This is a genomic window from Streptomyces sp. NPDC055239 (assembly GCF_053606205.1).
Map to the genome: position 1 here is coordinate 54,645 of NZ_JBSGRD010000013.1, position 26,701 is coordinate 81,345.

The following is a 26,701-nucleotide window of genomic DNA, read 5'->3' on the forward strand; positions in this document are numbered from 1 at the left end:
TATATGGGGGCCACACAGATCAAGCAGGGCAGTGTTGAGGAGGCCTGCGCGACCTGGACCAACGTCCTGGACGCGATGGAGGACGGCATCTACTCGGGCCGGGCTCGCGGAACCGTAGATGACATGCGCCGACTCCTATCGCGCGCGTGGGATTCCAGCCGTTGGGGTTCTCAATGCGCGCGCGACCGCGTACCTGGCCCACGTAGATTGACCACTCCGATTTGGGTCCTAGCGGAGGGCAGGAGCATGACGTTGGAGATCGAGCCCATCGGAGAAGTCGTTGAGGGCCGAACCGAGGTCGCCGACGACTTCTGGGGTGGCGTCGAGTCCGTGATTCAGCTTGATGAGGGGAAGTTCCCCCTCGAATCCGTGCAGGGCCTTGAGGAGTTTTCCCACCTGTTGGTGGTGTGGCACTTCAACCAGGCGTCGCCAGAGGACGTCGAGTATCACGCGCGGAGCCCCCGCGGGAATCCCGCGTGGCCGGCCACAGGCACCTTGGCACACCGCAACCACAGACGTCCCAACCAGCTTGCCCAGAGCTTTCCGCGGTTGCTGAAGATCGAAGGTCTTCGGCTACGCGTGACCGATCTGGACGCAGTAGTCGGGTCGACGATTTACGACCTGTCGCCGTACTTCCAGGCGATGGGGCCGCGCGGCCCCGTGCGGGAACCAGCTTGGCCGAACGAGATGCTCGCCGACTACTGGTCCACCAAGTCGTGAAGTGGACCAGAGCCCGCTCAGACCTCCACAGCCGCCAATGGGCAATGGGCAATGGACAGCGTCAAACCCTGTCCATAACCGCCGACCCCGGCAGCAGCGCAGGGTCGGACACAGGGGCGGCGAGCATCGGTGCCGGCAGTGTCCGCGTCACAGCCCATCCCTTCCACTCCGGCCCGCCCGTCGGCAAACCGAGTGCGAGTACGCACCCGGCTACCGGCTCGACCACGGCAGGTCAGCGCACTACAACACCTCGCCGGGGGGCTGTGTGCTGAGCTCCCGGCGCACGTAAAGGCAGCGCAGCCGGACACCGGGCTGCCCGGATCCCGTGTCGTACGGTCTGATATCGCGGCCGCCCACCGTCCGCAACGGATCTCACTGGACCCGGGGTGCCGCCGGTAGGGCCGAAAGATCTGAACCAAGACCGGGAATCAGGCCGCGACGAGCTCCTGCTCGCGGTCCGGCGTCTTGACCTTGGGCTTCTTGTTCGGCAGCGAGAGCCGGAAGACCTTGTGCCACGCGGAGAACACCTGCTTGGGCAGCGGCCCGGTGACGTACTCCAGCTCGTACTTTTCGAACAGCGCGCGCACCTTCACCGCGACCTCGGCGTACCGGTTGCTGGGCAGGTCCGGGAACAGGTGGTGCTCGATCTGGTGCGACAGGTTGCCGGTCATGAAGTGCATGGCTTTGCTGCCGCTGATGTTCGCCGAGCCCATCATCTGGCGCAGGTACCACTGGCCGCGCGTCTCGCCCTTGATCGACCGGCGCTCGAAGACCTGCACGCCCTCGGGGAAGTGCCCGCACATGATCACCGAGTGGGTCCAGATGTTGCGGACCAGGTTCGCGGTGAACGTGGCGCCGAGCGTGGGGAGGAACGACGGACCCGAAAGCAGCGGGTGGATCACGTAGTCCTTGAGCACCTGCTTGCGGATCTTGCGGCCCACGGCCTTGGCCCGCGCGCGGAACTCCGGGTTGTTGCGGCGGCGCTTGTGGAGGTTCTTGGCGAGCTCCAGGTCGTACGCCGCGATGCCGTACTCGAAGAAGCAGGCGTTGATGAAGTTCCACACCGGCTGGCCGAGGTGGAACGGGTGCCACTTCTGGTCCTCGTCGACGCGCATGATGCCGTAGCCGAGGTCGTTGTCCTTGCCGATCACGTTGGTGTACGTGTGGTGCAGCTCGTTGTGCGAGTGCTTCCACTGCTCGGACGGCGAGACGTGATCCCACTCCCAGGTGGTGGAGTGGATCTTCGGGTCCCGCATCCAGTCCCACTGGCCGTGCAGGATGTTGTGGCCGATCTCCATGTTGTCCATGATCTTCGCCACGGACAGACCGGCGGTTCCGATCAGCCACGCGGGCGGGAAGATCGAGAACAACAGCACACCCCGGCTGACCAGCTCGAGCTTGCGCTGCGCCGAGATGACCTTACGGATGTAGGCGGCGTCTTTCTCGCCGCGGTCGGCGATCACCTCGTCGCGGATCGCGTCCAGCTCGCGGCCGAGCTCCTCGATCTGCTCCGCGGTCAGGTGGTCGGTGGGGTCGATGGCGGTCAAGGTGCTCCTACCGTTCGATGTCGCAAGGGCCCGCCGCGGCGGACACACAGGTCTGGATGAGGACGCCCGGCTCGGCCTCGGTGATCTCGCCGGTGCGCAGGTCACGGACGGCGCCCGCCTTGAGCGGCGTGACGCAGCCGAAGCAGATGCCCATGCGGCACCCGGAGGGCATGAGCACGCCGGTCTCCTCGCCGATGTCCAGCAACGGCGTGGCGCCGTCCGCGTCGACGGTCTTGCCGGTGACGCTGAACGTGACCTCGCCGCCGTCGCCTGCGACGACGATGCTGGGGCGGAAGCGTTCGGTGTGCAGGCGCTCTTGGACGCCGTGCTCACTCCAGTGCTCTTCGGCGGCGTCGAGCAGGCCCGCGGGGCCGCAAGCCCAGGTCTCGCGCTCGGCCCAGTCGGGCACGAGTTCGTCGAGACGGGCGATGTCGAGCATGCCGTCCGTGTCGGTGTGCACCTCGGTGAGCCGCAGTTCCTTGTCCGCGACCAGGTCGTGCAGTTCGGTGCGGAAGATCACGTCTTGCGGCTGTGGCGCGCAGTGGACCATGACGACGTCGTCGAACTCGCTGTCGCGCAGCATGCCCATCACGGGCGTGATGCCGCTGCCGGCCGTCAGGTAGAGCACCTTGGCGGGCGTGGCCCGCGGCAGCACGAAGTCGCCGGTCGGCTGGTCGAGCTGGATCAGCGTGCCCGGTTTCGCCCTGCGGACCAGGTGGTTGCTGACCTTGCCGTCCGGGATCGCCTTCACGGTGATCGTGACGCGGCCGTCCGGGCGGTTGGTCGGCGAGGTGATGGAATAGGCACGCCACAGACGCACCCCGTCGACGTCGACCCCGATCCGCACGTACTGACCGGCCGTGTGGCCGCGCCAGCCCCGTCCCGGCCTGATCACGATGGTCGCGGCGTCACCCGTCTCGGGGTGCACGGCCTCGATGCGCCCACGCAGGTCAGCGCCCGCACGCAGCGGGCTGACCAGGTCGAGGTAGTCCGACGGCAGCAGCGGCGTCGTGACCGTCTCCAGCAGTTTCCATGCCCTGCTGCGGAGGGCTGCACTCGTCATGGCTTCAGCTTGATGCGCCACAGGGCGTAAAGTCCTGACCGCAGGACGTGAATCTGGTCGGCTGAATTGTTCGCAGGGAACAAAAAATGAGCTATGCAATCCGGAAGGCCAGCGAACTGGCCCTGGATGAGACGACGGTCACCGCACTTCGGGCCGCGCTGAAGAGCACCGCCGACGAGGTCGTCCAGGCGATCATCGACGAGGTCCCTCCCTACGCCAACGCTCTTTCGGGCCGCATGGGCGCCACCATCCGCCGAGCCGTCCGCACCGCCCTGGGGCACTACCTGGACCTCGCGAGCGGGAACGCCACAGGCGGCGACGCCGGTGACGCGGCCTACGAGCTGGGCCGCGGCGAGGTGCGCGACGGCCGTTCGATGGACGCCCTGCTCAGCGCCTACCGCGTCGGCGCCCGCGTGGCCTGGCGATGCCTGGCAGCGGGTGCCGTACCCGCAGGTCTGCCCGCCGCCGAGGTAGCCAAGTTCGCCGAACTGACCTTCGCCTACATCGACGAGCTCTCCGCCGCGAGCGCGGCGGGCCACGCCGACGAACTGGCCGCCCGGGGCCGGGCCCACGAGCGCGACCTGGAACACCTGGCCCGCGACCTCCTCGCCGACGCGAGCCCGGACGTGCTGCTGGCCTCTGCTCAACGGGCCGGGTGGCAGCCTCCGGTTTCGCTGACCGCGGTCCTGCTGCCCGCCGACCAGGCCCGGCCTGCCTACCGCACGCTCGACCCGAACACCCTGGTCCTCGACGATCTGCCGGACGCCACCGGTGTGCTGCTCGTCCCCGATGCCGACCGATCACATCTCCTCAGGCAGCTAATCGACCGCGCCACCGTGGTCGGCCCGGCCCGGCCATGGACTCGTGCGTCCGCCTCGTACGCACGAGCCGTACGCGCGCGCTCCCTCTCCGCTGATATTCGCGACACCGAGGACCACCTGCCCGAGCTGGTGCTGAGCGCCGACGTGGACGCGTTCGCAGACCTGCGTGCCCGAGCCCTCGCACCGTTGCGGACCTTGCCTGCCGCGACCGCACGGCGGCTGGAGGAGACGTTGCGGGAGTGGCTGCTGCATCAGGGCAGGCGGGAGGAGGTGGCGGCGGCGCTGTTCGTCCATCCCCAGACAGTCCGGTACCGGATGTCGCAGCTGCGGGAGCTGTTTCCGGATCTCGCATCGCCACACCGGGTCCTTGAACTGACGCTTGCGGTCGGTCTTCGGGTCAGCTGACGCGTACGTCGACCGTCCACGACCGCGTCCACGAGCGGTCCACGAGCGGTCCAGGAATCGTGCCTCGTTCTCGGTGCCACCCACTGGCGCTTGTCGGGGGCGCTGTCTCTGAGAAGCGCGGTGGCGGAAACGGCTCGACCGGATCCGGTGGACGACGCGCACCGGCCCGCTCATCGAGCATCTGGTCGGCGATTTGGGCAGCTATGCCCTTAAAAAGGTCTTTCATGCCGTCGTGGAGGTTGCTTTCCTGGCACGAGCTGACCCACGGGCGCGCGGCGGGCTGCGGCCGGGTGACCGGCCGGGCTGCCGGGCCGGGTCACCAGAGGCGGGGGGCGGGGCCGCTCGCGCCGGGAACCAGCGTGGTTCTGCGACGGCCCCGCGCCTCCCCTCCGACAGGTCAACCGGATGACCGACCGGGCCGGCCTGGCACACCGCGCGAGGGATGATGGGGATGGAATGACGGAATGTGAGGTCAGGAGCTTGTATGGCTAATCGGGTCCACCGCCCCCGTGAGGACGCGGAGTTCAATTTCATCCTCGGGATGAGCGGAGTTCCGGTCCTCGCATACTTCACCGGGACATGGCCTAAGGCAATCGAGCCCTGCCGGGTGATGGACCTCGTCGTGGGTGACATCGCCGACGACTACACAGGCCGCCTGACGGCCGTCCGCGCCGACATCACGCGTTGTCCGGCCGCAACCGAGCGATACGGGATCACCGGAGCCCCGTCCTACGTCCTGCTGAAGGAGGGAGAGGCGGTGGCGCACGGCACGGGGCCTATGACCATCGCAGAGGTACGCAAGTTCCTGGACGGCCACCTCTGAGCGGCCGCTGCGGCGCGTGGCCGCAACGCACGCGCTGCCGGCCTCGGAGCTCGGCCGGCAGCGTCAGCGTGTCGAAGTCCGCTGCCAGGCCGCCGGGGTTGACCTGCGGGGCGATCGCAATGCCCGGCAAGAGCCGTGGCCTCGAGCAGGCACAACAGCCGCTTCCCGCACAACGCCGCTGCCTCCACTCAGAACCGGGCGATCCAATCGTCCACCGACCGGCCCCGAGACTCCAGCAGGTCCTCGTTCATCGTGGAGAACGCACAAACCTCACAACAGGCGCGCTTGCCGGCGCCCGGCACCCCGATGCACACGCTGACATCCGCCTCACCCAAGGCCCTTGTCCAGGGCCCGCAGCGTTTCGGCCGCCGCCTCGCGTACGGAATCGGATGGGTCAGATTCCAGGGCGGTGAGCCGGTCGCGCAGCCGCTTCTCACCTGTGGGGAGCGTGCCCGTCTGTGCCACCCAGTGGGCGATCCCCTCCGCGGCGGCCTGACGCACCCACATATGCACGTCGTCCAAGTGCCGCACGAAGAGCGGCAGATCGTGCGGGGTGCCGGCGTCCGTCGCTTTGTGCGGGTCCAGGAGCGACAGCGCGGCGGCCCGGACAAGGGGGGAGGTGGTCCGGTCCACTAGTTCCCGCAGACCAGGCAGGGCTTCCGCCAGGCCCGTGAGGACCCTTTCTGCCACCCCGACCAGGGTGGTCGCGACGCCGAGACGGGCCACCAGCGCCCGGGCGACCGCCGCGCGTTCCCACGGCCGGAACCCAGTGTCCGCCATGGCGTCCAGGCCGCGCAGCGCACCCTCGTGCACCTCGGGTGCGGCATGGTCCAGTAGGGGGAGCAGCAGCCACACGGCGTCCCATCTGCCCATATCGCCGTAGGTCCTTGCTGCCGCCCCGAGCGTGGGGGCGGCCGTTGTCGGGTCGGTGAGCAGAGCCCGCAGGAGCCGCGTGGCGGTCTTGCCGCCCGCGGACCCCAGGGCAACGGCAGCCGGCGGCCCCGCCCGCTCGTCGCTCAGCCAGCGAGAGGCCGGACCCAGCAGCCTTTCGTCACCCGATCGCCCGAGCAGGAACAGGAGTTGTGTCGCCACCGCCGGGTCCCCTTCCGCCTCCAGGGCAGCGAACAGCGCGTCCTGCGTCTCTGGGCGGTCCACCCGCTTCAGCCGGAAAGCCACGGCGCAGCGCACCTCGGTGGAAGGGCCGTCCGTCAGTTCTTTCAGCAGCGACAGCAGCAGTCGGTCAACGTGCTGGTCCGGCAGCATCCACAGGGCGTGCACGCGGGCGGCGTCCGCACCCCATCGGGCCGTACGGACCAGCTCCGCCTCGACGTCCGGGTCGTTCTCGCAAACGACGACCAGGGCCCGCGCCCGGCCCCAGACGCCATATGCCGGATCACCCAGCAGCCGGAGGAGCGCGGGAACATCACCGGGCACGCCCAGCTCCAGCAATGCATCCAAGGCGTTGATCCGCAGGTGATAGTCCGGGTCGCCGAGCAGTCGCCCATAGGCGTTCACGACCTCGCGATCGCGCAGCCCGAGCCGGACAGAGGCCAAAGAGGCCTGCCTGCGCACCGACGGATCGTCGTCGTCCATCAGCGCGGACAGGGTCTGCGCCCCGGCCTCAACGGCTCCCAGCCTGCCCAGGCCCACCGCCGCGCCTTCCCGCACCTCGGGCGCGGGGTCGGCGGCTGCCCGCAGGAGCACCGCGGCGTGCTCGGTGTCGCCGAGTTTACCGAGCCCCTTCGCCGCTGCTGCCCGTCGCCAGGTGTCGCCCCTCTCCAACTCCCTCAGGAAGAAGGCAATCTGATGCTCTGCCGTCATACGCACCCCGGGAAGTAAGACTCCCGAAACGACGGGAAGTTGCACCGACGGACGCCTATGCCATTCGTATAGCAGGGCTCGGTCAGGTCTGTATTGGCGCTGGTATGTCGCGGTGGCAGGTCGGGCAGGCGCCGCGTCTTGGGGTGCCCGGGCGGGGCCTTGCCGGGTGCAGAAGGCGTGGGCGACGTGAACGAGGGTGACGTGGTGGTTCCGTCCATTGAAGGTGCGGCCCTCGAAGTGGGCCAGCCCGAGGGCCTGTTCATCTCCCGGTAGTCGTACTCGATGCGCCAGCGGAGTTCGGCGAGCCGAACCAGCGCGGCCAGGGGCCGGAAGTGCGGGCGCCTTTACCAAAACGTACGTGGAGCTGTCCGAACGAGCCCCGCGAGAAGTGGGCATCGGGACGTTCAAGCAGGGAGACCTCTTCCGAACGCAGGCCGACGTGATTCAGGGTCCGGAACATTGCGTAGTCCCGGGCCGCGGGCCCGTACTTGCGGGCGGTGGCGATCCGGGCCTTGAGGAAGTCGAAGAACTCCGCCACCCGTTCCGGGGTCAGCGCCGGCAGTCGAGCCGGGGAATCTTCCCCGACATGCCGCGCGGCGTTGAACTCGTCCACCGGGCAGACCAGAGGGACACCGAACCCCGCTTTAATCTCAACAGCCTTGCGGACCTGCACGAACCGGTGGAAGCCCTTGAAGATCTGCACATACTCGCGCCGGGTCGATGCCGCCCACCCGGCGAGGGCCGGATCGCCGACGACGCGGTCGATGTCCTCCGGCGTGCCGTCCCACGCGGGCCGGCCCAGCGCTATCAGCGTCCGTTCCAGCAGGCCTATGTCATTCTCGACCGTCATCGAGCTGAACCCGCAGGCCCGCCATGAGGCGACAAACGCCTCGACGCGCTCGGCCTGAACGTCACACCTTCTTCGCACCTGACCGATCAAGGCAGCACCCGGAGAATTCGAGTGCCACCGCGAAGACCACCGAGGACCGCAGGAGATGGATACGGGCCGGTGGCAGCAGCGATCCTCGAAACGGCCCGACGGCGAGTCGAAAGCCTTCCCCGGGCAGCCACGGACAGAGATCTCCACTCAGGCCGCCTGACGCGTTACCAGGGTGGGATGCCTACCGCCTCGCCAACACCCGCGCACGCACGCACTAAACATGCCGAGGCTGGCTGATCCCGTTCCGGACTGGATGAGAATCGAGGCCCAAGACCGCTGACGAAGGCGAGAAGGCCGTGAGGCACACACTGAACCTATGGCGCCAAGAACTCGGAGAGGTGCCCGACTCAGTCTGGCAACAGACTGAACTCCGCGTGCTGATCCTTGCGAACAACGGGCTCACGGCCCTCCCGCCACGAATCGGGCGACTGCACCGGCTGACGACCTTGGACCTTGGCCACAACGCGCTCAAGTCGCTACCCGACGAACTGAGTAATCTCAACGAGCTCAGCGACTGCCTCTACTTGCACGACAACCAGCTCTCACGCATTCCGGAGAGTCTGGGAAAGCTGACCCGGCTGCGTTACCTCAACATCGGTGAGAACTCCCTCACTACCCTCCCCGAGGCCATCGGGAGGATGACCAGCCTCATCGAGTTGAGGACACAGCACAACCGGCTCACCACGTTGCCCGGATCCATCGGCCAACTCCGCAACCTGCGTGAGCTCTGGCTTCGAGGAAACACGATCGAGCACTTGCCGCCGTCGACTGCTGAACTGCACGAACTTCGTCATCTGGACCTGCGCGAGAATTCAGTGGCCGAGCTGCCGCGGTCACTGGCCCACCTCCCGCGGCTACGTCAGATCGACCTGCGGAGCAACCGTCTCAGCCAGCTGCCTGATTGGCTCACCCTGCTTCCCTCGCTCGAGAAGCTGGATCTGCGATGGAACGAGATCGACCCCTCCCTACCGCTACTGACCGAACTCGAGCGGCAGGGATGCGTCGTCTTGACATGAGCGAGACTCCGCCAGTCGTTGCCGACCATCTACGGGATCTTGAGACCATGAGCAGCCCGTGGCAGGCTCGTGCCGCATGATCGATGAGTTCGCGAAGGACAACCTGCACAAGAGACTGCGGCGGGACCGTGAGGCGCTGCTCTGGAAGCTCGACGGCTTGTCCGAATACGACGCGCGCCGACCCCTGACGGCGACCGGGACCAACCTCCTCGGCCTGGTCAAACATGTGGCCACGGTCGAGGCGAGGTACTTCGGTGACGTCTTCGACCGCCCTTCTCCGGAAGCGCTGTGCCGGTGGCAGGACTCCGACGGCAGCGATCAGTGGGCGGCCGAGGACGAGACGCGCGATCAGATCATTGGGTTCTACCGGCGCACGTGGGAACACTCAGACGCAACGATCAACGAGCTTGCCCTCGATGCCCCCGGCCACGTGCCCTGGTGGTCGGAGTCTTATCCGAACACGAACCTGTTCGCCATTCTGGTCCATGTCCTCGGCGAGACCGTCCGGCACGCCGGGCACGCCGACATCCTGCGCGAGGGCGTCGACGGCCGGACCGGGGTGCGCGCCGAAAACGAGCAGCCGATCGACGAGGAAGCCCGTACAGCCTACTTCGCGAAGATCGAGCAGGTCGCCAGGACGGCCGCACCAATCAAGGCTTAATAGCTCAGAGAATCGGAATCGCTCATCACCTGGGCCGCAGTCACCCTTAGAGCCCGTAACGGGATCTTGCTAAGGCGCCCTGGTCGAGTGCGGTCGAGGCGATGGTTCACCGTTACACGGAGTCGAGATGGTGCGTGTCGCCTAGGCTGACGACTTGGCGGTTGTGGAAGAAGTCGTCCTCGTGCAGCGTGGTAATGCTTCCGGAAGAGGCCCGGAAACTGGCGTAACCGGCCGACTCGATCGGCATCTTGATCCAGGACGCCACGACGAAGGTCAGTGAGCCGCCGTGCGTCACGATGATCTGGTGTTCGCGCGGACGCCGCAGAATCTCGTCCATGGCCGTATAGATGCGCTGCGCCCACTCCGCCTTTGTCTCGGCGCCCTCCACGCCCTCGTCGTGGTCCATCCGTTCCCCGGCAGCCGGCGGCGGGACGAATCGTCGGTCCAGCCACTTCTGCGGCCTTCCCCCAGCCTCACCGTAGGACTTCTCCCGCAGCCTGCGGTCAAGGATCGACTTCACGCCGAACCGTTCGGCTACCTCCTCGGCGGTTTGCCGGGTGCGCTGCAGATCCGAGGAGAACAGGTCAACCTCGCCACCGTCCGGGATCTGGGCCCGAAGCGCCTGGGCGATGGAGGTCGCTGCGCGGAGGCCGGTGGGCGTCAGAGAGGAGTCGTGCCATCCGCCAACGACTCCCTCGACGTGGTGCGTCGCCTCTGGGTGGGTGACGACGTAAAGAGTGCGCACGAGAGCCTGCCCTTCGGGAAACTGGCGTCCTGTCCTGCAGGTCGCGGCCAGCTACCTTAGCCAACGCGATCACGATCTATTCCTTCTGAGTCGTCGCCCGCAGATCAGGCTGCCGGCCAACGAGAGCAAGGCGTCGTGGAGTTCGAGGCGTCGTTCCCACCGGACGGCGAGGCGTTTGAACTGGTGGAGCAGAGCGAAGGTCTGCTCCACGACGTAGCGGAGCTTGCCCAGGCCCTTGATGTTCGGGGCGCCCTTGCGGGAGATCACTGGCAGGATCCGGCGGTTGCGCAGTTCCCGGGGGACGGCCTTCGAGTCGTACGCCTTGTCGCCCAGCAGGGCGTCGGGGCGTCGGGGCGTCGGGGCGTCGGCGGGGATGGCCTGTTTGCTGCCCTTCTTGCGCCGGTCGACCGGCGACGGGCCGGTCGCGGCTCCCCCTCTTTTGCGCGGACGTGGGAGCCGTCCACACACACGCGGGACCAGTCGAGTTCGCCGACCGCATTCAGTTTCGCGAGCAGAATCCGGTGCAACTGGTCGAAGACCCCTGCCTGTTGCCAGCGATCCAGACGTCGCCAACACGTCTGTCCGGAGCCGAACCCTGGCTCCAGGGGCAGAAGTTTGCATTCAACCTCGGTCGCCCCCACAGCGGAATGATCACGTTGGTTGTGCCGGTCGGGGAAACCTATATCGACTCAGGCAGCAGCCCCTCTAGCCTGAAGGCCATGCATCAGGATCGAAGGCGCGATCGACGAACAGCCCGCCACGTGGGGCCGCTACCGGCCCGGCATCAGGCTCCGGCCATGGTCGAGGGAGCTGATGTTGTACTCGTGGGCTACTTCTCCGGCAAGCAGAAGGACTTCGCCGTGTTGATGGACACGGCGGCCCAGCAGGCGACGGAACACGGCGTGCGCGTCGTGGGCCGTATCGTTCAACGCCGTGGTGTCTCGGACGGCGGGGCCAGGAAGATGCCCCTCCCCTATTCCTCTCGGACTCTCCTGAGCTATGGAAAGGTCCGTGAAGTAGCCGCGCTCTGCGAGCAGACCAACGCCGACGCGGCGCTCTTCCTGTCCACCCTGACCGAGCGCCAGCGTCGCGTGCTGACGGAGATGCTCGGCTGCCCCGCTGTGAGCCTGGCCGATGTACTGACAGTCGGCTGAACCTCCTTCGCCACGGGGCTCGAACAGTGCCCGGTACGCGGCGTTCGACTTCACGTCACACTTTCGGGAGGACCTCTACACGCGTCTGACTCGGCGCGGTGACACGCTGTTCGAGCTGTGCGACGCGATGCACTGTGAGGACGCCCCGGTAACCTCGCCGGTCGATCTGACGTTGCTGGCCGAGCACCGGCATGGGCACGGGGCGTTGTACGACGCGCTCAACCGGGGGCACATCGACGTGGGCGGGCTGAGAAAGGCGCTGGCGATACTGAGCTGCGCACCGGGATGTCCGTCTGAGCCCGCCCTATCGCCCGCTGGGCCGTCGAAGCCTCGCCTGGATCAATGAACGCCCCCCGTCACACGGGGGACTACGAACGGCGCGTCCAACACTCCGAAACCCTCATCACCTGGGCCGGCATCACCTTCATGGCACGCCGCATCCCCGACCGACCGACCGCCCTCCGTCACCGCACCAGGCACCCGTCGCACGGACCTCGGAGCGGAGGCATGTCCTCTTCACGGGCTGCCCGTGTTGCCTCGGCCAGCGTCGAGAAGAAACGGAAACGGCCATCCGTCCCCGTCACCGACAACAGGCACTCCACGGACGACTCAGCGGACCGGCCAGCCACGGCAGCATGCTGCCGTGGCGCAGCGGCATCAGCAATTCGTTCAGGGCCATGGCACTCAAGTACGTCACACCGGACAGGTCGACGATCACACGCTTGCCAGCGCCTTCGGCCGACTCCAGGGCGAGTCCCAAGAGTTCTGCATCGCCTTCCTCGTCCGGGCTGCCTTCGAGCAGGACCAGGACGAGACACGTCCACTCTGAGATGACACGGACGGGCCTCCTCAGCGGATCACTCGGCACACGTCACACGTCACATTCTTCACCCTCCACAGACCACGAGTGACATCAAGAGCCACTGACATGAGTCTCAGAAGTAGTGCTTACGTCCGCCGACTGCGCGTCCCGTCGCTCCGAGGACCCAAAGGATCGCGCCGACCAGGATGAGCACTCCGCCAACCGTCGTCAGCAGGGACATACCCACCAGCAGGCCGATGATCAGTAGAATCAGTCCAAGAACAATCATCACGAATCCGATCTTCCGAGTTTCTCCTTCGGCACGCGCAAACTTGTCTCTGCCAAGCCCACAGCGTGCCCTTCCCTCAGCTCCGTGCCGCGCGCCGTGCAGTTGTTGCCCACTACGCTCAGCGGCTGTCGGGCACGTGCGGTGCTCCACCCGAGTGCCCCGCTCTCGACTGCATATGCGCATCCGGGCCCCATCGCCAGGTGGATGATCAGATCTGGTTGGGATCTTTAGACCTAACGGGCCCAACCCGGCGGCTCCCTGTCCTTGCGCCGCTTCGCCTCCTCCCCCGACTCCCGCTGGGATTCGAGCAACCGCTTCTGCAGGTCCTGGGACAGCACCGCGCCGCCCGCCCCCAGCCTCAGGGAGCCGAGCGGCAGCGTCACCCGCTCCAACTCATCCAGCGCGCACGGCGGGTGGTGCAGCCCGAACACCGACAGGTACGGCGCCTGCCACCACTGGTGCACCTGCGGGTGCGGCCGCCCCAGTGACGTCGCCGCCTCCCGCTTCGCGACGGAGTAGAACCACACCGGAAGTCCCGCCTCGAGCACGACGTGCGGGAAGTGCACCCGCAGGCGCCAGAACCAGACGTCGACCACGCCCTGGCGCGCATAGTCCCGATGGCGGGCCCGCCACCCGTCGTCGGTCATGAGCTTGCGCTGCGCCTCCAGCGCGAGCTTCGTGCTGTCGCAAAGCAGCACCTCGACATCGGCCCGCCGGTCGCAATCCTGCGTCCACTGCTCCAGGCGCAGAACTCCTCCGCGTACGGAGACTTGCGTCCCACCTGGACATCCCTCTCTGGACCATCAAGTTCCGTTGTCAGGGTGTCCACTCCAAAGGATCAGCCTCGCTCCCGCACCTCCCAGGGACCACTTCACACGAACGTCCCACACACCCCAACGACGGTTGGCGAAGCGGACGACGAGCATGTCCCAGGGCGGCATGCGGAAGTACCGGGAGGAACGCCGCAGGGCCAGTTCCGGAGACCTCCGGAACCGGCCTTCCCAGGATCAGGGGGTTATCCCTTTTGGCCAGCGCGCCGGCCTCGGAAGCGCATCAGCCTTGGCGGGACGACGAGCAGTACCAGGGTGTAGTACTGCAGCGCGGGTACAGCAAACGCGACGGCGAAGGCGATGGCCAGGGCGATGACGTTGAGGTAGCCCTCGGTGTACAAGCCCGCGGTCCACCGGCGGGCCATTGAGCCGTCCCCCTCGATCAGCCCCGGGGTGGTTTTCAGGATCCTCAGCATCCCCAACCGGCACACCAAGTTGGCCAGGAGGACCGAGTGGTAGAACACCATCGTGAACCGGTCGCCAGCGCCGAAGGAGCCGATCATCTCCGTTGGGAGGGGGAGCACGACGACGGTGAGCAGCCACCCCATGTTCCAGACCATCAGGGAGCGGGTGACCTTCGTGGCTGAGAAGGCCCGGTGGTGCTCCAGCCAGATGTTCGCGACGACCGCAAAGCTGAGCAGGAAGCTCCAGATCCGGGCAAGGTTATCGGTGATCACCCTGCTGGGAGCCTCGTGGGCGGACGCGACTTCCGGGACGAGGTCCACCAGCGGCAAGATCAACAGGGTGATGGAGATCGCGGCTACCGCGTCGGTGAACAGCACCAGTCGCTCAGCTGAGGCACCCCCCTCGATGCCGTCCGGAGCGGGAACCGACGGCTCTGCCGGGTCGGGCCCTCCCGTGCCGGTCTCATTGGCAGCACCACTGACACTCATGCGTTCGCACCTTTCCTCGCTCGGCCGCCAGGGCTTGCCGCACCTGCCGGAATTGCTGGTCGCGGACGTCGCGACGACCCGTGTGGACTCTAAGTGAGTGCGTCGTCGACACCTGTGTCTCACTCGAGATAGAGAGGTGTGCGGGCGGTGTTCATGGGTGTCCTTAGATGTTCATGGAGACGGGCGGAGCGTCGCGGGTCGGGCGGAGCACGAGCGGGGTGACGGAGGGTGGGTCCGAGGGCCGGCGGCGGGTGGTCGGGGACTGCGTGTGCGCAGCATGCCCAACGACGGGCTGCCGGACGAGGACTGTGAGGACGGCGTCGGCGAGCTTCGTCCCCTGCCGTTATCCGTGACGTGGCACTGGAAGTGTCGGCCACCAGCACTTCCAGTACTCACGAGCCTTCCCACGCTAGAGACGTCTGCCGACCAGGACGGTCGCCCCCAAACAATGTCTGCGCTTGGGCACCTGGGCAGGGCCGAGTCCCCCATGGAGCCGGACGGCAGGCTCAGCCGCGTTGGAGGTACCGCTCCGGCATGGTGTCCCCGGGGTTCAGCGGCGGGCCCAGAACGACCTGACCCACGGCCTCGCCGACCTTCCCCAGTGACTTCAGGTCGACGGCCCAGTCCTCGGGCATCGGATTCGTCAGGTCCCATCCCGCCGCCCGGAAGAACTCCTCCATACCGGCGAAACTCCGTTCTCGACGTGATCGCCGGGCTGTTCCGAGCGGCGCCCCGACCTGCATACTCCCCAAAGGGCCGGCCGTCGGAATCGGCCGACGACCGGTGTGTGGTGGACAAGCCGATTCCCGTCGCACGCATACGGGGTGCACCGGAGTTGGGACACCTACGTGGTTGCTGCCCCGTACACGAGGCGAGGAAATGTCCTGTGGACCGGCGGCGCGCGAACGGAGAACCCTTTACGCAGACGGCTGCCGTTCAGGGAGCAGCGGTGGTGACGTCCACGTCGGTGATGGCCGCGTCGGGATGCCACACCCCCGTCAGTACCTGGTCCTGCCCGGTGTCGCCGAGGAGGTAGCGGCGGAAGAAGGCGCCGAGGTACGTGGCGCCGACATGGCGCTGCTGCGGCTCGGTCAGCTGCCTGGCCGGCGCCGCACCCTCACGGTCAGTGCACTGCCCTGGGTGTCCTTCCACCGGCGTGGCGTCGTCGGAGGCCGCGACCTGACGGCTCTGCGGCGACCACTGCGTGTTGAAGTAGTTGTGGTTCGCCCCGTGGATCGCGAACCGGTAGAAGCCGCTCCGGTTCCCCTTGGCCGCGTCGGCCGCGAACGAGAGTGCCTCACCGCCAACCTGTCCGTCGCATGTCCCCCGGAAGGTGGCGAAGGGGGTCTTGGTGATCGTGTAGTTGGACATGTCCTCCGTCATCACGTTGTAGGCGGGCGCCACAGCCGCCACCGCCTTGACGTCGACGCCCTCGGGCCACTGCCTCCGATGGCTGTCAGCCGCCTGCCAGGTGACCCCGGCCCCTGCCCTGGAATGCCCCATGATCCCCACGTTGCCCATGTCCACGTGGTGGGCGAAGCCGACGCGTCGCGCCGCTCCGGTCGCCGGGTCGGCGAACTTCCCGACGAGCTCACCCTTGCCCTTGGAGCTGAGCTCCTGCCACATACGCAGATGCCGGTTGATCAGATCCGCCCGCGTGGCAGCGTTGTCATCCCCCCACACGGAGGAGGCGTTGATGCCGTTGGCACCGACCGAGACCACGACAAACCCCTGAGCGGCCAACCTGCGCCCCAGGTAGTCGTATCCGCGCTCACTGGGCAGGACGGGTGTTCCCGACGCACACGGCCAGGCGGACAGCTTGGCATTGGCAGCTTCATACGCAGCGTCGTCACCATCGTGCTCGGCAGCTGTGCGAGCTGCGTCTGCCTTCCGATCGGCGCAGGTATCGTGCAAGCCGTGCAGCATCACAATCAGTGGATGCCGCCCCGTGCCCAGGTCGGCGGGGTAGTGCACCACCCCTGTCAGCTCGACCGGTTGACCGGTCTGTGGCAGGTGCCAGGCCTCATTGCCCAGGTCGTAGCGGACCGTCCTGGTGGATCCGGACGAAGGCGTCGCGCTCCGTCCCGTCGCCTCGTTCGGTGCCGCGGCACCGGTTGCGGCCGTATACGTGAAGGCTGCCGCTGCGGCGGACAGCACCGCCGCCGACAGGCCCAGCAGCCGAGCCGAAGTCCTCGTGCGCTTGTGTCGCTTCATCATGTCTCTCTCGGTGAGTACAGGGCCGGTCCGGAGCGTCCGGTCCCGCTCGTGGCCGTTGCCCGGGGTGAAGGTGAAGGCCGTCCTCAGCGGGCGGCGGCGTAGGAGTCCACCACGAACTGGATGACCCGGTCCTGCAACGTGGCCCCGGAAGCACCTGCCCGCCTGATCATGTCCGTTCCGTGGAAACCGCTCTTGTCGATGACCAGTTCCTTCTTGCGGGCGACGGAGGCCGCATAGACCTCACGGACCTGCTTCTCCACCGCGCCCTCCATGTCGCCGGGCGACACCACAAGAAGCGTCGGAACGCTCAGCTTCCTCACCGCCGCCACGGCGTCCGCCCCGATGCACCGGGCAGGCGAGGACATCATCAACAGGCCCGTCACCCGCAAGGGCGTGTCAACCCCGGCGACCGCTGCCGTCGTCCCCCCGCACGACGCCCCCGCCAGGAACACCCTCTTCGCGCCGACACGTCGCAGTTCCGCCAGTCCGGCACGGGCATCCCGGTCAATGTGCTCGTTGACGGCCGTTTTCTGGGACGCACCGTGGTTGCGGTACTCGGGGATCACCACGTGGTAGCCACGCTTCGCCAGCTGCCGCCCGATGTCGACGAACGAGCAGATGCTGTAGCCCTGCTCGTGATCCAGAAGAACGCCGTCGGGCCCATCCCCCAGGACCAGCGCCGACAGATGCACCCCGTCGCTGGTCGTCAGCGTGGTGGCTTTGCTCCTCAGATCCTTGGGCACGCACGTGTTGACGAGATACCCGCGTGCCGTGCGCACCGTGCGGTCGGGAGAACCCGGCTCGTACGAGGCCGGCTCATGATCCGGCGGTGCTGCGGGAGCACTGCTCCGTGCCCCGGAGGGCACCGGCGCGGTGGACGTCGCAGCTCCCGCTTTCGGGTCATGTCCGGACCCGTCGGCCGGGCTCGCACAGCCCGACACCAGGCCCAGGCACACCAGCGCGGCGGCGGCAGCAGCTCTGACTTTCAGCACAGTCTTCCTCAGGTCTCACATCCGACGGCGACGTGTCCTGCGCATGCCGGACACGCACGTCCGCACCGGATCGGAACATCCCTTACGCCTTGACAGACGTGCGGACCTGCCCGAGGTTGCAGGCCGCGACGATCAATGTTCCGGAAGCGGGAAACGGACAGGCCACGCCACAGCCACACGCCCGCACCGCGCGGTGAACTGCAACCTGTCGGCGCCCCACACGTCCTTCCCAGTAGAGAGCACCTCTTGAAAGCCCTGAACCGCTCGATTCACGCACTAGGTTGACGCATATGCCAGAAATAATCCGCTGGGAAACCATCCGTGGCAGCATCCGCCCGACGTCCCCACGGCGCCCCAGACCGGATGACGGCCGACACACACAGCGTCAGGACGTCACCACCCCGCCCGCGAGGAACAGGCGTTGATGGCTGCCGTTTCCGCCTGTGAAGGTTCTTTCCCGCGCAGCCGGTGGCGATGGCTTCTGGCCCGCCTCTCCCCCGACCGAAACAGATCGGACCTCGAGGGCCGTCTGTCCGGCACGGTGTCGGAAGAAATCGACAGACTGTACCGCCACCGCAGGCTCGACCTCGTGCGCCTGGCCGTCCTCCTGGTCGACGACATCCCCACAGCCGAAGATGTCGTCCAGGAAGCCTTCGCAGCCCTCTACCGACGACAGGGCAACACGCTCGACAACATCGCCGATCCCGAGGCGTACATACGGCGCAGCGTGGTCAATACCTCCAGGGACGTGCTGCGCAGGAGGCGCACCGTGCGCGCCTACATCCCCCCGCGCATCCTCCCCGCACCACCACCGGAAGAAGAGATCCTCCTCAAGGAAGAACACCAGGAAGTGCTGCGAGCACTGAGACTGCTCACCGTGCGCCAGCGGGAGGTCCTCGTCCTCAGGTACTGGTCGAACATGTCCGAAGCGGACATCGCAGCAACCCTGGGCCTGTCTAGGGGTGCGGTGAAGTCCACAGCGAGCCGGGCACTCACGGCTCTGGCCAGAAGACTCAAGGAGACGCCATGACAGCCGTCGAGGACCGCCTTCGCGCCACGCTGCGCGCCCGGGCCGACCAAGTCACCGGCCTCCGCCCCGCCTTCCCACCATCGACCCGCGCACGGATGGTCATCCACCCCGGACTGCGCAAGGCTGCGATAGTCCTTCTGACCGCAGCTTTGGCAGCAGTCCTCCTCGTGCTGCCAAGGCTCCTCTCTCGGGACGACCCATCAGCCCCCGCCGACACTCCCCCACCCGCCAGCCCGAGCAACAGCACGTCACCTTCACCCGCCTCCTCCCCATCAGACGAGACACCTAGACCTATCGCACCGTAGAGCAGCCGCAACCGCAGCCGGGGCTGCGGCTGTCTGTCTCACGCCCTCCAGAGTATGGATCGCATTGATCTTCTCCTGGGGCGAGACGCGTTGGGCGACCTGGTGGCCGACTCGTCGGTTGGCCTGGCAGGGAGTCCACATCCGCGGACGGTCCACCGGGACACGCAACAGATGGAGCCCTCGACCGCGGGCCCGACCTCCTCCACCTGGCCGCTGTCTTCGGCATCAGCGCCGCCACCGCCATCCGCTACGCGAACTCCGCCCGCTCAATCCTCGAAGGGGCGGCTCTTCGAGAGTGACCACGATGATCAAGCGATGAGGTTGAACTGCACCACTCACCCTGCCAGCTCGGCCAGCCATGGATGCCCTGGGTGGACGAGCTCCAGCCAGCCACGAAGGAGATTCCGCCGCGGTTGATCCAGCAGCGGCAACACCCCCTCGAAATCCGCCTGATCCTTCGGCCGGGTCGCCTTAGCTTTGAACAGCAGCACCAACTCCGCTGCCAGGTACGGGATCCCGTCCGCAGTTCGCTCAATGATCGCGTCGTACGGCAGCCGCAGCCTCTCGTCCCGTCGGCAGATCCAGGTCCCGCCCTCGTGCGGCTCACGGAAGACGTCAAACAGGAACTGGTCGCTCACCGGATCCCGCAGCCAAGTCTGATGCGTGGCCGCCAGCGTCTCAGCTTCCGCCTCCGGCCAGACCCGCCCCGAACCCACAGCGTCAAACACGTACTCGGGGAAGTGGTGCCGAATCTCCGGGAACCCCGCCGCAGGCACCGCGATCTCCAGATCGCCGTGCGGCCGCGATTGTCCTCCGCGGAACAGATCCAGCGCCCACCCCGCCGCGACGCACCAGGGCGCATCGATGTCGCCCAACCGCTCCGCGACTTGCTCCGGACGCCAGGCATCCGCCCAGCGGGCCTCCAGTTCGTCCACATCGAGCACAGCGCCGCCGGGCGGCAGGGATTCGGTCATCGTTACAACTTACTGCTGCAACCCGACCCCGGTACGGCTCTTTTGCCGCCACCGGAGTCAGGCCCACTACCAGGACGGATACGGCTTCACCGCCCAGCCGCCTCGGTCGGCAGGAGACGCACCCACCCTCGAAGGCATGCCCCACCCAACATCTCCCTCGCCCCACCAACAGCCCTACAGAAAGCCACGTTGCACAACCCCACACCCACGAAACGAATACCCGGCACCGCGTGTCGAACAACGAACCCGACTCCGCCCCCACCGGGCTCCCAAGAACTCCCACCCCCGTCACGAAAAGAGCCCCTCAATCGTCCGGAGTTCCCTGCGAAGAAGTCTCAGTTCTGCTGAACTCCAGGCCGTCCATCGAGTGCGGACGGTGCGGTGCGTTTCTCCTTGACCACGGCTGTGGTCAAGGAGAAACGCGGTAGTGCACACCGGGGCTTCCCTGGAAGGCCGCCTTCAGATGCTGGAGCGCATCCTGAGCAGCCTGCCCCAACGCTGAGGTCGAGCCTTCAGCGTTGGGGCACGAGACTTCGCCCCACCGTGCACAGAGCTCGCTGGCCGGTGACATACAGAAGATGATCGAACGGGGCACGGTGTTGTGACCATGTGAGCGCTCCGTGCGAAAAGTCGGGCATTACATGGCATCCGCAGCGCGGGCAGTACCCAGGGACCAGACTCGGCTCGGGCAGTGGATCATGGCCGGGGTTCGGGAGGCGACCACTATGGAAGAGGTCCGGCTGGGGTGGGCTGTGGGAAATCTGCCCGCCGAGGTGACAAGTTTCGTCGGACGAAGGACCGAACTGGCCGCCGTCGCAGACGGGTTGGCCGGGGCCCGGCTGGTGACGCTGACTGGGGTGGGCGGGGCGGGCAAGACCCGTCTGGCCCGTCGCGCCGGAGCCGAGGCACGGGCTGCCCTCCCCGACGGCGTATGGCTGACCGAGCTCTCCCCGCTGCACGAACCGACCCCGAACCTGATCGCACTCGCCGTCTACGAAGCCCTTCAGCTGGCCGATCAGACGACCAGACCAGCGATCGAGGTGGTGGCCGAATGGCTGGCCGACAAACAGCTACTGCTGATCCTGGACTGCTGCGAGCACCTGGTCACCGAGTGCGCCCAGGTGGTGAAGGCGCTGCTGGTGACTGCTCCCGGGGTGCGCATTCTGGCCACCAGCCGCCGCCCCCTGGGCCTTGGCGGCGAGCGTCTGCTGCGGGTCCCCCCGCTGCCGGTCACCTCACCCTGCGGTCCCCCCACCGGCGCGGGCAGTGAGGCGGCATTGCTCTTCCTGGAACGAGCCCGCGCTGTCGCACCCGGGACTGTCCTCGCGAAGGAGGACGGTCCGGTGATCGGCGGGATCTGCGCCCGCCTGGAAGGCATCCCCCTGGCTATCGAACTTGCCGCCACCCGGCTCCTGGAGATGTCCCTGGACCAGCTAAGCGATCGCCTGCACCACCGTTTCGAGACGCTCACCGCGCAGCGCGCGCCGGGGGGCGGGGGCGAGCCCCGGCACCGGGCGCTGCACACCACCATCGGCTGGAGCCACGAGTTGTGCGCCCCGCTGGAGCGACTGGCCTGGGCCCGGCTCTCGGTGTTCGCCGGCGGCTTCGACGAAGAGGCGGCCCTAGCTGTCTGCACCGGTGGGCCGATCAGCGACGCGCGGGGGCCGGAGCTGCTGTCCGGGCTGGTTGACAAGTCCATCGTGCAGCGGACGGACGCTTCTTGCGGTCCTCGGTACGCGATGCTCGACACCCTTCGCGAGTACGGCGAGCAGTGGCTGCACGGGCTCGGCGAGGAGCAGCAGGCACGTCGGCGGCACCAGGAGCACTACCTGCGGCTGGCCCGACGAGGCTGTGACGAGTGGGCAGGGCCGGACCAGGTCCTGTGGTGCGAGCGCGGCCTCGTCGAGCACGCCAACATGCGGGCCGCGATGGACTTCTGCCTCAAGGCTCAGGGACAGGACACCTGCATGGAGATGGCCGGGTGTCTGGGGTTCCTTTGGCGGCACTGCGGGTTCAGCCGGGACGGGGAGCGCTATCTGGACCTGGTACTGGGCCGGGATCCCGAGCCGGGTCCTGCCCGTACCTGGGCGCTGTTCGCCCGCAGCTCCCTCGCGTTCGCGCGGGGGGACCTGGAGGCCGCGGTCCACTGGGGAGTTTCCTGTACGGACGCAGCGTCGGAGCCGGGGCAGGAAAACAGCGGCGCTGCCGCAGCGGCTGCTGCGGTCCTGGGCATGGGCCTGGCGATGCGGGGAGAGCTGGCCCGTGCGTCCGAGGTCCTGGATGGCGCCCCGTACCAGCGTGTGGGCGAAGCCCGCTACGAGATCGCCCCGCTTCAAATTCGCCTGTCCCGCTTGTACGCCCACCTTCACCTGCGGGAGTTCGCCCGTGCCCGGGTTGTGGCCGATGCCCTGCGGGCGGACTGCCGACGCTACGGCGAGCGCTGGGTGTGTTCCTACGCCGACTACCTACGGGCGATGGTGGATCTCGGCCAGGGGAACCCGGGCTCCGCCACCAGGCACGCCCGGGCGGCGATCGAAGGACACCACGCACTCCACAACACCACGGGCATCGCCGTGGTCCTGGACGCGCTGGCCTCGGCGGTCCTGGCCGACGGTGACGCGGAGCAGGCGGCCTGGCTGCTCGGCCTCGGCGGGCATGTCTGGCAGATCATCGGCAGCGCTCAGATGGACTCACCCGGCCTCGTCGCCATCCGCCAGGCCTGCGAGCGCCGTGCCCAGCAGACCATCGGTGACACGGCCTACGAGGCGGCCTTCCGCAAGGGCCTGGAGATCAATGTCGACGACGGCCTCGCCACCGTCCTGCACACGACCTAAGACGTTGTCGTATCTGGCGAGGCGGAGTAGTACCTCAACATGGGCCAGGGGAAGTGGAGTTGGATTGTTCCAGACGGTTTGTGGGAAATCGCGAAGCCGCTGCTCCCGCCGTCGAGAGTACGGCCAAAGGGTGGCGGGACGCCGGATACGCCTGATGAGACGCTGATCGCCGCGATCATCTATGTGCTGGTCAGCGGATGCGCCTGGCGACAGCTGCCGCCCTGTTTTGGGATCTCGAAGTCGACTGCTCATCGACGGTTCCCGATCTGGTCCAGAGCAGCCGGTGTCTGGGGCGGGCTGCACAAGGCCGTGCTCCACCAACTCGACGACGACGGCCTCATTGACGTCACCCCCGTCGTACTCGACACCGCCCACGTCCGCGGTAAAGGGGGGCGAACACACAGGTCCGAGTACGGTGGACAGGCGCAAGCCGGGTACCAAGATGCACGTCCTGTCGGATGCGAACGGACTGCCCCTGGTCGTCAACATAGCCACTCGCGATCAGCTTGCGCCGTAGCGACCGAGGACCCCGACCCAGCTGGCCCTGCGCCGGCTACCGCATGACCGCGTTCACCAACGCGGAGGAATCCGCAGTCGGCCTCGCCGCCGCCGCCAAGTGGCTGCTCCAGGACCACCTGGTCGAACTGGCCGCCGCCGTCCGCTCGGCCTGCGGCGACGACCCGGCCGGCAACCCCGAGTACGGGCGGATCGTCAACGAGCCCCTCCTCATGCGGTGTTGCACAGCCGGCGAAGTCAGGTCGCGAGGCTGCCAGCCCTGGCGATGACCGACTGGTCACACCGCTCGGATCGATGAGTCCTGGCCCCTCCCCGGCGCCCGCAGGGTATGGCCGACTCTGGCTCCGGTAAGTCCCCCGGGCCCGAGAGCCGAATTCCACGGCACCGGGAGCGCATCAGAGCACCAGCATTGCCGGTAGCGTGATCTTCTGACCCATGGAATGTCCATGCGGCCGGCCGACCCGTGAGAGAGACTCCGGTGGCGAACGATGGGACCGTGATGAGCGAACTGACGAAGCCCACCATCAAGGTTCCCGAAGGTGACGCGCCCGCCGAGCTGACGACCCGGGACCTCGTGGTGGGGGATGGACCCGAGGCTCAGCCGGGCAGGGTCATCCGGGTTCACTATGTAGGAGTCACCTTCGCGTCCGGAAAGGAGTTCGACTCCTCCTGGGAGCAAGACCGCCCGTTCAAGTTCGCCGTGGGCGGCGGCAGGGCCATCAAGGGATGGGACCGCGGGGTCAGAGGAATGAAGGTCGGCGGCCGGCGCGAGATCATCGTTCCCCCGCGTCTTGGTTACGGCAGGCAGTCACCCTCTGCGCTGATCCCGGCGAACTCGACGCTGATCTTCGTCGTGGACCTGCTCTCGGTCGTGGACGGGACCGCCGCAACGCGGCCCGGTTTGACCGGCTCGGCCTGAACCCGGCGTTGCGGCGTGATCGAGGAGGCAGTAGGAGCAACGCCGGCACGCGTCGTGTTCGCGGTCATGTTCCTGGCCATGGCGGCGAGCGTGAACGCCGCGGCGGGCACCGCTGAGATCGCGCGCCGACCGGGCCGATCAGGCGCGGCCAGGAGGTCCGTCCATCATGCGGCGACGTTTACGATCGCCGAGCATGCAGCTGGAGATCACGCGGGCCGCGACCTCCTTGACGACCCGCCGCGTGACTCATCTGCTCCTTTCCACTCTGCGAGCCCCCACCGCACCAACCGAGCGCCGAGCAGACGGCCGCACTCCCCCACTGGACACCCGTGCGGGCTCGCCGCCCGCGCGGCCCGCTACGTCCCCGCCCCATCCCGAGCCCAGCCGCACCGTGCGCCCCCGCCTCAAGCTGCTCCTGAAGTCACTGCGTCCGAACCCGGCCTACGTCATCAGCCGCAGCGTAGACGTGCCTGCCTGGGACCCCGGCGGCCTGGCCCTGTACGCGGGCCTGGACGACTGGCCCGTCAAACAGCGCAACCTAGCCCGCTAGGCCCGCGACCTCTTCACCGACTGGGACCGGCAGATCACCGCATGCGTCGCCCGCCTGCGCGCCATCGCCGGCACCGCTCCCGACACCCCCGCTGCCGACCCACTCCGCTTGGCGGAGTCGAACCGCGGGGTCCTCTGATCCGTCGCGGTGAACATTGATCGTCTTCTTCAGAAGCTGCGCACAGCACTCGCTTCTTCGTGCGTACATGCAGCCATGAGGAAACTTCTGCTCGGGGTGCTCCCGGCTCTCGTCCTGTCCCTCGCGGCTCCTGCGGCACACGCCGATGACGACTCCAACTTCGGGGGCGGCGTGAACGCGGCGAACAACTGGAACTTCACGGCCGCCGCCGTCTGCCTTCAGGAAGTCGCTGTCGTACCGGTCCTCGGCGACTACGTCTCCGACCACGTCAACAACTGCTCGAACGGCAACGTCATCGACCACTCCGGGAAATGACAGGCCACCTGGCCTACCTGACCATCATCTGACTCACCACGTAGGAGGTCCGGCACCCTCACAGGCCCGGACCTCCGTCCTTCCCCCCGCGGAAACCGATCAGCCTCCCGCACGGTCGCCGATGAACCCGCCACAGCACCTCCCAGTTTGTCCGGGGCCAACCCCTACCCGTCTCGTTCCCCGCGCGGGCCATGCGTGAGCTAGCCTGCCCGCACGCGCGGACAGTTCACTGGCTGGCCGGAGCAGGCCATGGACGTGTTGTGGCAGCTCCAGGGCGAACCGACCCACGCGACCCGCGAGCGCTACAGCGCGGATCGCGAACGCCTGGTCCGGCAGCCGATGATCGCCCTGCTCAACGAGGTCGCGGACGCCGACCCCCGTTACCAGGTCTTCTCCGTCTGGCACTACCGCACCAACTCCTGGTGGTACCCCGATCCCAGCCAGATGGACATGTTCCGCAAAGCCGTGGCCTCCGAGGCGAGCGGCCGCGAACTGTCCGCCATCCTCGAGGACGTACAAAAGAAGGGCGACGCTGGAGCGGGTCCGCGTCGACCGGCAACTCGAAGAGGCCCTGACCAAAGGGGGCCCGACCCGCTTCACCGCGCCGAGATGTTCGGGCTCGATGAGAAGACAGCGATGCGCAACTCGGGCTCTGCACGAGCACTGAAGTAGGACGCCGAACAGCAGTTTCGGTGACGTCCGGGCTTCTGCCGTCAGTTTTCGGGGAGCCGCGGCGGCGCGGGTTTCAGTCCGTCCAGGGTGAGGTCGAGGAGGCGTTCGGCCTGCTCTCGCTGCTCGGGCTTGGCCGAGGTGAGGGCGATACCGGCGAGGGCGGCGAACATGTCGGTCGGGCTGATGTCGGACCGGATCGTTCCGGCAGCGGTATTGGCGTCCATGAGGGAGGACAGGGCGGCCTGGATCATCTCGTGGCTGTCGGCGTAGGGGTTGGTTCCCGAGTGGACGACGGCTCGAAGGGCGTCGGCCATGCCGAGTTTGGCGGTGGCGTAGTCGATGAAGCGGCGAGTCCAGGCTCGCAGGGCCTCAGGCGGCGACATCGCGGCAAGGAGACTGGGGACGGCGTCGCACAGCCGGGCCACTTCGTTGCGGTACGCCGCCTCGATCAGAGCCTCCCTGGTCGGGAAGTTGCGGTAGAGGGTGCCGGTTCCCACGCCCGCTTCTTTGGCGATGCGCTCGAAGTGCGCATCCAGTCCCTCCTCGGTGAACACCCGCACCGCGGCGGCCAGGATCTTGTCCCGGTTCCGTTGCGCGTCAGCCCTCAGCGGGCGCCCTGCGTCTCGAGCCATCGATGGTTCTCCCCTGTCTCCACTTGCTAAGTGGAGGTGCCGCCACTTAGTGTCGATGAAGTGGCGGCGCCTCCACT

26 protein-coding genes and 5 pseudogenes are annotated in these 26,701 nt (G+C 67.4%); 15 read left to right on the top strand and 16 right to left on the bottom strand.

Translation table 11 applies throughout. The features are described from left to right. Window positions 1-246: 246 nt before the first annotated feature. The gene (locus tag ACWFRJ_RS33515) at window positions 247-720 is read left to right on the top strand and encodes a TrmO family methyltransferase domain-containing protein (protein WP_453539536.1); all 474 of its coding nucleotides are present in this window, start codon (window positions 247-249) and stop codon (window positions 718-720) included. Window positions 721-1,148: 428 nt separating this feature from the next. Here the strand turns inward: ACWFRJ_RS33515 and ACWFRJ_RS33520 are convergent, their stop codons facing one another. Further along, the gene (locus tag ACWFRJ_RS33520; RefSeq protein ID WP_453539538.1) at window positions 1,149-2,267 is read right to left on the bottom strand and encodes a fatty acid desaturase family protein; all 1,119 of its coding nucleotides are present in this window, start codon (window positions 2,265-2,267) and stop codon (window positions 1,149-1,151) included. 7 nt (window positions 2,268-2,274) lie between these two features. Then, the gene (locus ACWFRJ_RS33525) at window positions 2,275-3,330 is read right to left on the bottom strand and encodes a ferredoxin reductase (protein WP_453539541.1); all 1,056 of its coding nucleotides are present in this window, start codon (window positions 3,328-3,330) and stop codon (window positions 2,275-2,277) included. Window positions 3,331-3,416: 86 nt separating this feature from the next. Here ACWFRJ_RS33525 and ACWFRJ_RS33530 point away from each other — a divergent pair, with 86 nt between their 5' ends. Both ACWFRJ_RS33530 and ACWFRJ_RS33535 read left to right on the top strand, forming a co-directional pair. Next, entirely contained in the window at window positions 3,417-4,556 is a 1,140-nt protein-coding gene (locus tag ACWFRJ_RS33530) for a PucR family transcriptional regulator (RefSeq protein WP_453539544.1), read from the top strand. Window positions 4,557-5,040: 484 nt separating this feature from the next. Next, window positions 5,041-5,379: a thioredoxin family protein gene (locus tag ACWFRJ_RS33535; RefSeq protein WP_453539547.1), complete on the top strand. Its 339-nt coding sequence runs from the start codon at window positions 5,041-5,043 to the stop codon at window positions 5,377-5,379. Window positions 5,380-5,706: 327 nt separating this feature from the next. Here ACWFRJ_RS33535 and ACWFRJ_RS33540 read toward each other — a convergent pair whose 3' ends face one another. Together ACWFRJ_RS33540 and ACWFRJ_RS33545 are read right to left on the bottom strand one after the other, a co-directional pair. Beyond that, the gene (locus ACWFRJ_RS33540) at window positions 5,707-7,200 is read right to left on the bottom strand and encodes a HEAT repeat domain-containing protein (protein ID WP_453539550.1); all 1,494 of its coding nucleotides are present in this window, start codon (window positions 7,198-7,200) and stop codon (window positions 5,707-5,709) included. A 123-nt stretch (window positions 7,201-7,323) separates the two neighbouring features. After that, window positions 7,324-7,538 (bottom strand): annotated as a pseudogene (locus ACWFRJ_RS33545) (IS701 family transposase); the annotation flags it as partial. A 940-nt stretch (window positions 7,539-8,478) separates the two neighbouring features. Between ACWFRJ_RS33545 and ACWFRJ_RS33550 the strand changes: the two are divergent. Together ACWFRJ_RS33550 and ACWFRJ_RS33555 are read left to right on the top strand one after the other, a co-directional pair. After that, on the top strand, window positions 8,479-9,156 hold the full coding sequence (locus tag ACWFRJ_RS33550; protein WP_453539553.1) for a leucine-rich repeat domain-containing protein: 678 nt from the start codon (window positions 8,479-8,481) through the stop codon (window positions 9,154-9,156). A 76-nt stretch (window positions 9,157-9,232) separates the two neighbouring features. Then, entirely contained in the window at window positions 9,233-9,817 is a 585-nt protein-coding gene (locus tag ACWFRJ_RS33555) for a DinB family protein (RefSeq protein ID WP_453539556.1), read from the top strand. Window positions 9,818-9,929: 112 nt separating this feature from the next. On the opposite strand, the gene ACWFRJ_RS33560 is transcribed toward ACWFRJ_RS33555, so the two are convergent. Then, the gene (locus ACWFRJ_RS33560; protein WP_453539559.1) at window positions 9,930-10,562 is read right to left on the bottom strand and encodes a histidine phosphatase family protein; all 633 of its coding nucleotides are present in this window, start codon (window positions 10,560-10,562) and stop codon (window positions 9,930-9,932) included. Window positions 10,563-10,631: 69 nt separating this feature from the next. After that, entirely contained in the window at window positions 10,632-11,030 is a 399-nt protein-coding gene (locus tag ACWFRJ_RS33565) for a transposase (protein WP_453539562.1), read from the bottom strand. 53 nt (window positions 11,031-11,083) lie between these two features. On the opposite strand from ACWFRJ_RS33565, the gene ACWFRJ_RS33570 reads away from it, so the two are divergent. Both ACWFRJ_RS33570 and ACWFRJ_RS33575 read left to right on the top strand, forming a co-directional pair. Beyond that, window positions 11,084-11,716 carry a hypothetical protein gene (locus ACWFRJ_RS33570; RefSeq protein ID WP_453539565.1) on the top strand — a complete coding sequence of 211 codons (633 nt, stop codon included), beginning with the start codon at window positions 11,084-11,086 and terminating at the stop codon, window positions 11,714-11,716. A gap of 85 nt (window positions 11,717-11,801) precedes the next feature. Beyond that, window positions 11,802-11,987, top strand: a pseudogene (locus tag ACWFRJ_RS33575) (transposase); the annotation flags it as partial. A gap of 309 nt (window positions 11,988-12,296) precedes the next feature. On the opposite strand, the gene ACWFRJ_RS33580 reads toward ACWFRJ_RS33575, so the two are convergent. The 7 genes from ACWFRJ_RS33580 to ACWFRJ_RS33610 form a co-directional block, all read right to left on the bottom strand. Next, window positions 12,297-12,584, bottom strand: a complete 288-nt coding sequence (locus ACWFRJ_RS33580) for an STAS domain-containing protein (RefSeq protein ID WP_453539568.1) — start codon at window positions 12,582-12,584, stop codon at window positions 12,297-12,299. A 67-nt stretch (window positions 12,585-12,651) separates the two neighbouring features. Further along, the gene (locus ACWFRJ_RS33585; RefSeq protein ID WP_453540271.1) at window positions 12,652-12,810 is read right to left on the bottom strand and encodes a hypothetical protein; all 159 of its coding nucleotides are present in this window, start codon (window positions 12,808-12,810) and stop codon (window positions 12,652-12,654) included. A 230-nt stretch (window positions 12,811-13,040) separates the two neighbouring features. Next, a complete protein-coding gene (locus ACWFRJ_RS33590) occupies window positions 13,041-13,556 on the bottom strand; it encodes a competence protein CoiA family protein (RefSeq protein ID WP_453540243.1) in 516 nt (171 codons plus the stop codon). Window positions 13,557-13,822: 266 nt separating this feature from the next. Next, on the bottom strand, window positions 13,823-14,530 hold the full coding sequence (locus ACWFRJ_RS33595; protein WP_453539571.1) for a TMEM175 family protein: 708 nt from the start codon (window positions 14,528-14,530) through the stop codon (window positions 13,823-13,825). 506 nt (window positions 14,531-15,036) lie between these two features. Next, the gene (locus ACWFRJ_RS33600) at window positions 15,037-15,210 is read right to left on the bottom strand and encodes a hypothetical protein (protein WP_453539574.1); all 174 of its coding nucleotides are present in this window, start codon (window positions 15,208-15,210) and stop codon (window positions 15,037-15,039) included. 256 nt (window positions 15,211-15,466) lie between these two features. Continuing rightward, entirely contained in the window at window positions 15,467-16,252 is a 786-nt protein-coding gene (locus tag ACWFRJ_RS33605; RefSeq protein WP_453539577.1) for a hypothetical protein, read from the bottom strand. 578 nt (window positions 16,253-16,830) lie between these two features. Then, a complete protein-coding gene (locus ACWFRJ_RS33610; protein WP_453539580.1) occupies window positions 16,831-17,739 on the bottom strand; it encodes an alpha/beta hydrolase in 909 nt (302 codons plus the stop codon). A gap of 424 nt (window positions 17,740-18,163) precedes the next feature. Here ACWFRJ_RS33610 and ACWFRJ_RS33615 point away from each other — a divergent pair, with 424 nt between their 5' ends. Further along, entirely contained in the window at window positions 18,164-18,769 is a 606-nt protein-coding gene (locus ACWFRJ_RS33615; protein ID WP_453539582.1) for a SigE family RNA polymerase sigma factor, read from the top strand. Window positions 18,770-19,041: 272 nt separating this feature from the next. On the opposite strand, the gene ACWFRJ_RS33620 is transcribed toward ACWFRJ_RS33615, so the two are convergent. Both ACWFRJ_RS33620 and ACWFRJ_RS33625 read right to left on the bottom strand, forming a co-directional pair. Next, window positions 19,042-19,230, bottom strand: coding sequence for a DUF6192 family protein (locus ACWFRJ_RS33620; RefSeq protein WP_453539585.1), 189 nt, complete (start codon window positions 19,228-19,230; stop codon window positions 19,042-19,044). Between the two features lie 179 nt (window positions 19,231-19,409). After that, complete coding sequence (locus tag ACWFRJ_RS33625; RefSeq protein ID WP_453539588.1) at window positions 19,410-20,048, bottom strand: nucleotidyltransferase domain-containing protein; 639 nt, start codon at window positions 20,046-20,048, stop codon at window positions 19,410-19,412. A gap of 725 nt (window positions 20,049-20,773) precedes the next feature. On the opposite strand from ACWFRJ_RS33625, the gene ACWFRJ_RS33630 reads away from it, so the two are divergent. The 7 genes and pseudogenes from ACWFRJ_RS33630 (at window position 20,774) to ACWFRJ_RS33660 (ending at window position 25,992) form a co-directional block, all read left to right on the top strand. Then, complete coding sequence (locus tag ACWFRJ_RS33630) at window positions 20,774-22,882, top strand: ATP-binding protein (protein WP_453539591.1); 2,109 nt, start codon at window positions 20,774-20,776, stop codon at window positions 22,880-22,882. A 39-nt stretch (window positions 22,883-22,921) separates the two neighbouring features. Continuing rightward, window positions 22,922-23,375, top strand: a pseudogene (locus ACWFRJ_RS33635) (transposase); the annotation flags it as partial. A gap of 49 nt (window positions 23,376-23,424) precedes the next feature. Then, window positions 23,425-23,535, top strand: a pseudogene (locus tag ACWFRJ_RS33640) (type 1 glutamine amidotransferase domain-containing protein); the annotation flags it as partial. A 362-nt stretch (window positions 23,536-23,897) separates the two neighbouring features. Further along, complete coding sequence (locus ACWFRJ_RS33645) at window positions 23,898-24,317, top strand: FKBP-type peptidyl-prolyl cis-trans isomerase (protein ID WP_453539594.1); 420 nt, start codon at window positions 23,898-23,900, stop codon at window positions 24,315-24,317. A gap of 336 nt (window positions 24,318-24,653) precedes the next feature. Continuing rightward, window positions 24,654-24,957, top strand: a pseudogene (locus ACWFRJ_RS33650) (MmyB family transcriptional regulator); the annotation flags it as partial. Between the two features lie 123 nt (window positions 24,958-25,080). Beyond that, window positions 25,081-25,320, top strand: a complete 240-nt coding sequence (locus tag ACWFRJ_RS33655; RefSeq protein WP_453539597.1) for a hypothetical protein — start codon at window positions 25,081-25,083, stop codon at window positions 25,318-25,320. A 249-nt stretch (window positions 25,321-25,569) separates the two neighbouring features. Next, the gene (locus tag ACWFRJ_RS33660; RefSeq protein WP_453539600.1) at window positions 25,570-25,992 is read left to right on the top strand and encodes a hypothetical protein; all 423 of its coding nucleotides are present in this window, start codon (window positions 25,570-25,572) and stop codon (window positions 25,990-25,992) included. Window positions 25,993-26,033: 41 nt separating this feature from the next. Here the strand turns inward: ACWFRJ_RS33660 and ACWFRJ_RS33665 are convergent, their stop codons facing one another. After that, window positions 26,034-26,624 carry a TetR/AcrR family transcriptional regulator gene (locus ACWFRJ_RS33665; protein ID WP_453539603.1) on the bottom strand — a complete coding sequence of 197 codons (591 nt, stop codon included), beginning with the start codon at window positions 26,622-26,624 and terminating at the stop codon, window positions 26,034-26,036. Window positions 26,625-26,701: the final 77 nt, after the last annotated feature.

What these genes read in the sequence shown, in the direction of transcription:
- ACWFRJ_RS33515 (WP_453539536.1), top strand. Translation starts at nt 247, where the DNA reads ATGACGTTGGAGATCGAGCCCATCGGAGAAGTCGTTGAGGGCCGAACC.
- ACWFRJ_RS33525 (WP_453539541.1), bottom strand. Translation starts at nt 3,330, where the DNA reads ATGACGAGTGCAGCCCTCCGCAGCAGGGCATGGAAACTGCTGGAGACG.
- ACWFRJ_RS33530 (WP_453539544.1), top strand. Translation starts at nt 3,417, where the DNA reads ATGAGCTATGCAATCCGGAAGGCCAGCGAACTGGCCCTGGATGAGACG.
- ACWFRJ_RS33535 (WP_453539547.1), top strand. Translation starts at nt 5,041, where the DNA reads ATGGCTAATCGGGTCCACCGCCCCCGTGAGGACGCGGAGTTCAATTTC.
- ACWFRJ_RS33540 (WP_453539550.1), bottom strand. Translation starts at nt 7,200, where the DNA reads ATGACGGCAGAGCATCAGATTGCCTTCTTCCTGAGGGAGTTGGAGAGG.
- ACWFRJ_RS33555 (WP_453539556.1), top strand. Translation starts at nt 9,233, where the DNA reads ATGATCGATGAGTTCGCGAAGGACAACCTGCACAAGAGACTGCGGCGG.
- ACWFRJ_RS33595 (WP_453539571.1), bottom strand. Translation starts at nt 14,530, where the DNA reads ATGAGTGTCAGTGGTGCTGCCAATGAGACCGGCACGGGAGGGCCCGAC.
- ACWFRJ_RS33600 (WP_453539574.1), bottom strand. Translation starts at nt 15,210, where the DNA reads ATGGAGGAGTTCTTCCGGGCGGCGGGATGGGACCTGACGAATCCGATG.
- ACWFRJ_RS33615 (WP_453539582.1), top strand. Translation starts at nt 18,164, where the DNA reads ATGGCTGCCGTTTCCGCCTGTGAAGGTTCTTTCCCGCGCAGCCGGTGG.
- ACWFRJ_RS33625 (WP_453539588.1), bottom strand. Translation starts at nt 20,048, where the DNA reads ATGACCGAATCCCTGCCGCCCGGCGGCGCTGTGCTCGATGTGGACGAA.
- ACWFRJ_RS33630 (WP_453539591.1), top strand. Translation starts at nt 20,774, where the DNA reads ATGGAAGAGGTCCGGCTGGGGTGGGCTGTGGGAAATCTGCCCGCCGAG.
- ACWFRJ_RS33645 (WP_453539594.1), top strand. Translation starts at nt 23,898, where the DNA reads ATGAGCGAACTGACGAAGCCCACCATCAAGGTTCCCGAAGGTGACGCG.
- ACWFRJ_RS33655 (WP_453539597.1), top strand. Translation starts at nt 25,081, where the DNA reads ATGAGGAAACTTCTGCTCGGGGTGCTCCCGGCTCTCGTCCTGTCCCTC.
- ACWFRJ_RS33660 (WP_453539600.1), top strand. Translation starts at nt 25,570, where the DNA reads ATGGACGTGTTGTGGCAGCTCCAGGGCGAACCGACCCACGCGACCCGC.
- ACWFRJ_RS33665 (WP_453539603.1), bottom strand. Translation starts at nt 26,624, where the DNA reads ATGGCTCGAGACGCAGGGCGCCCGCTGAGGGCTGACGCGCAACGGAAC.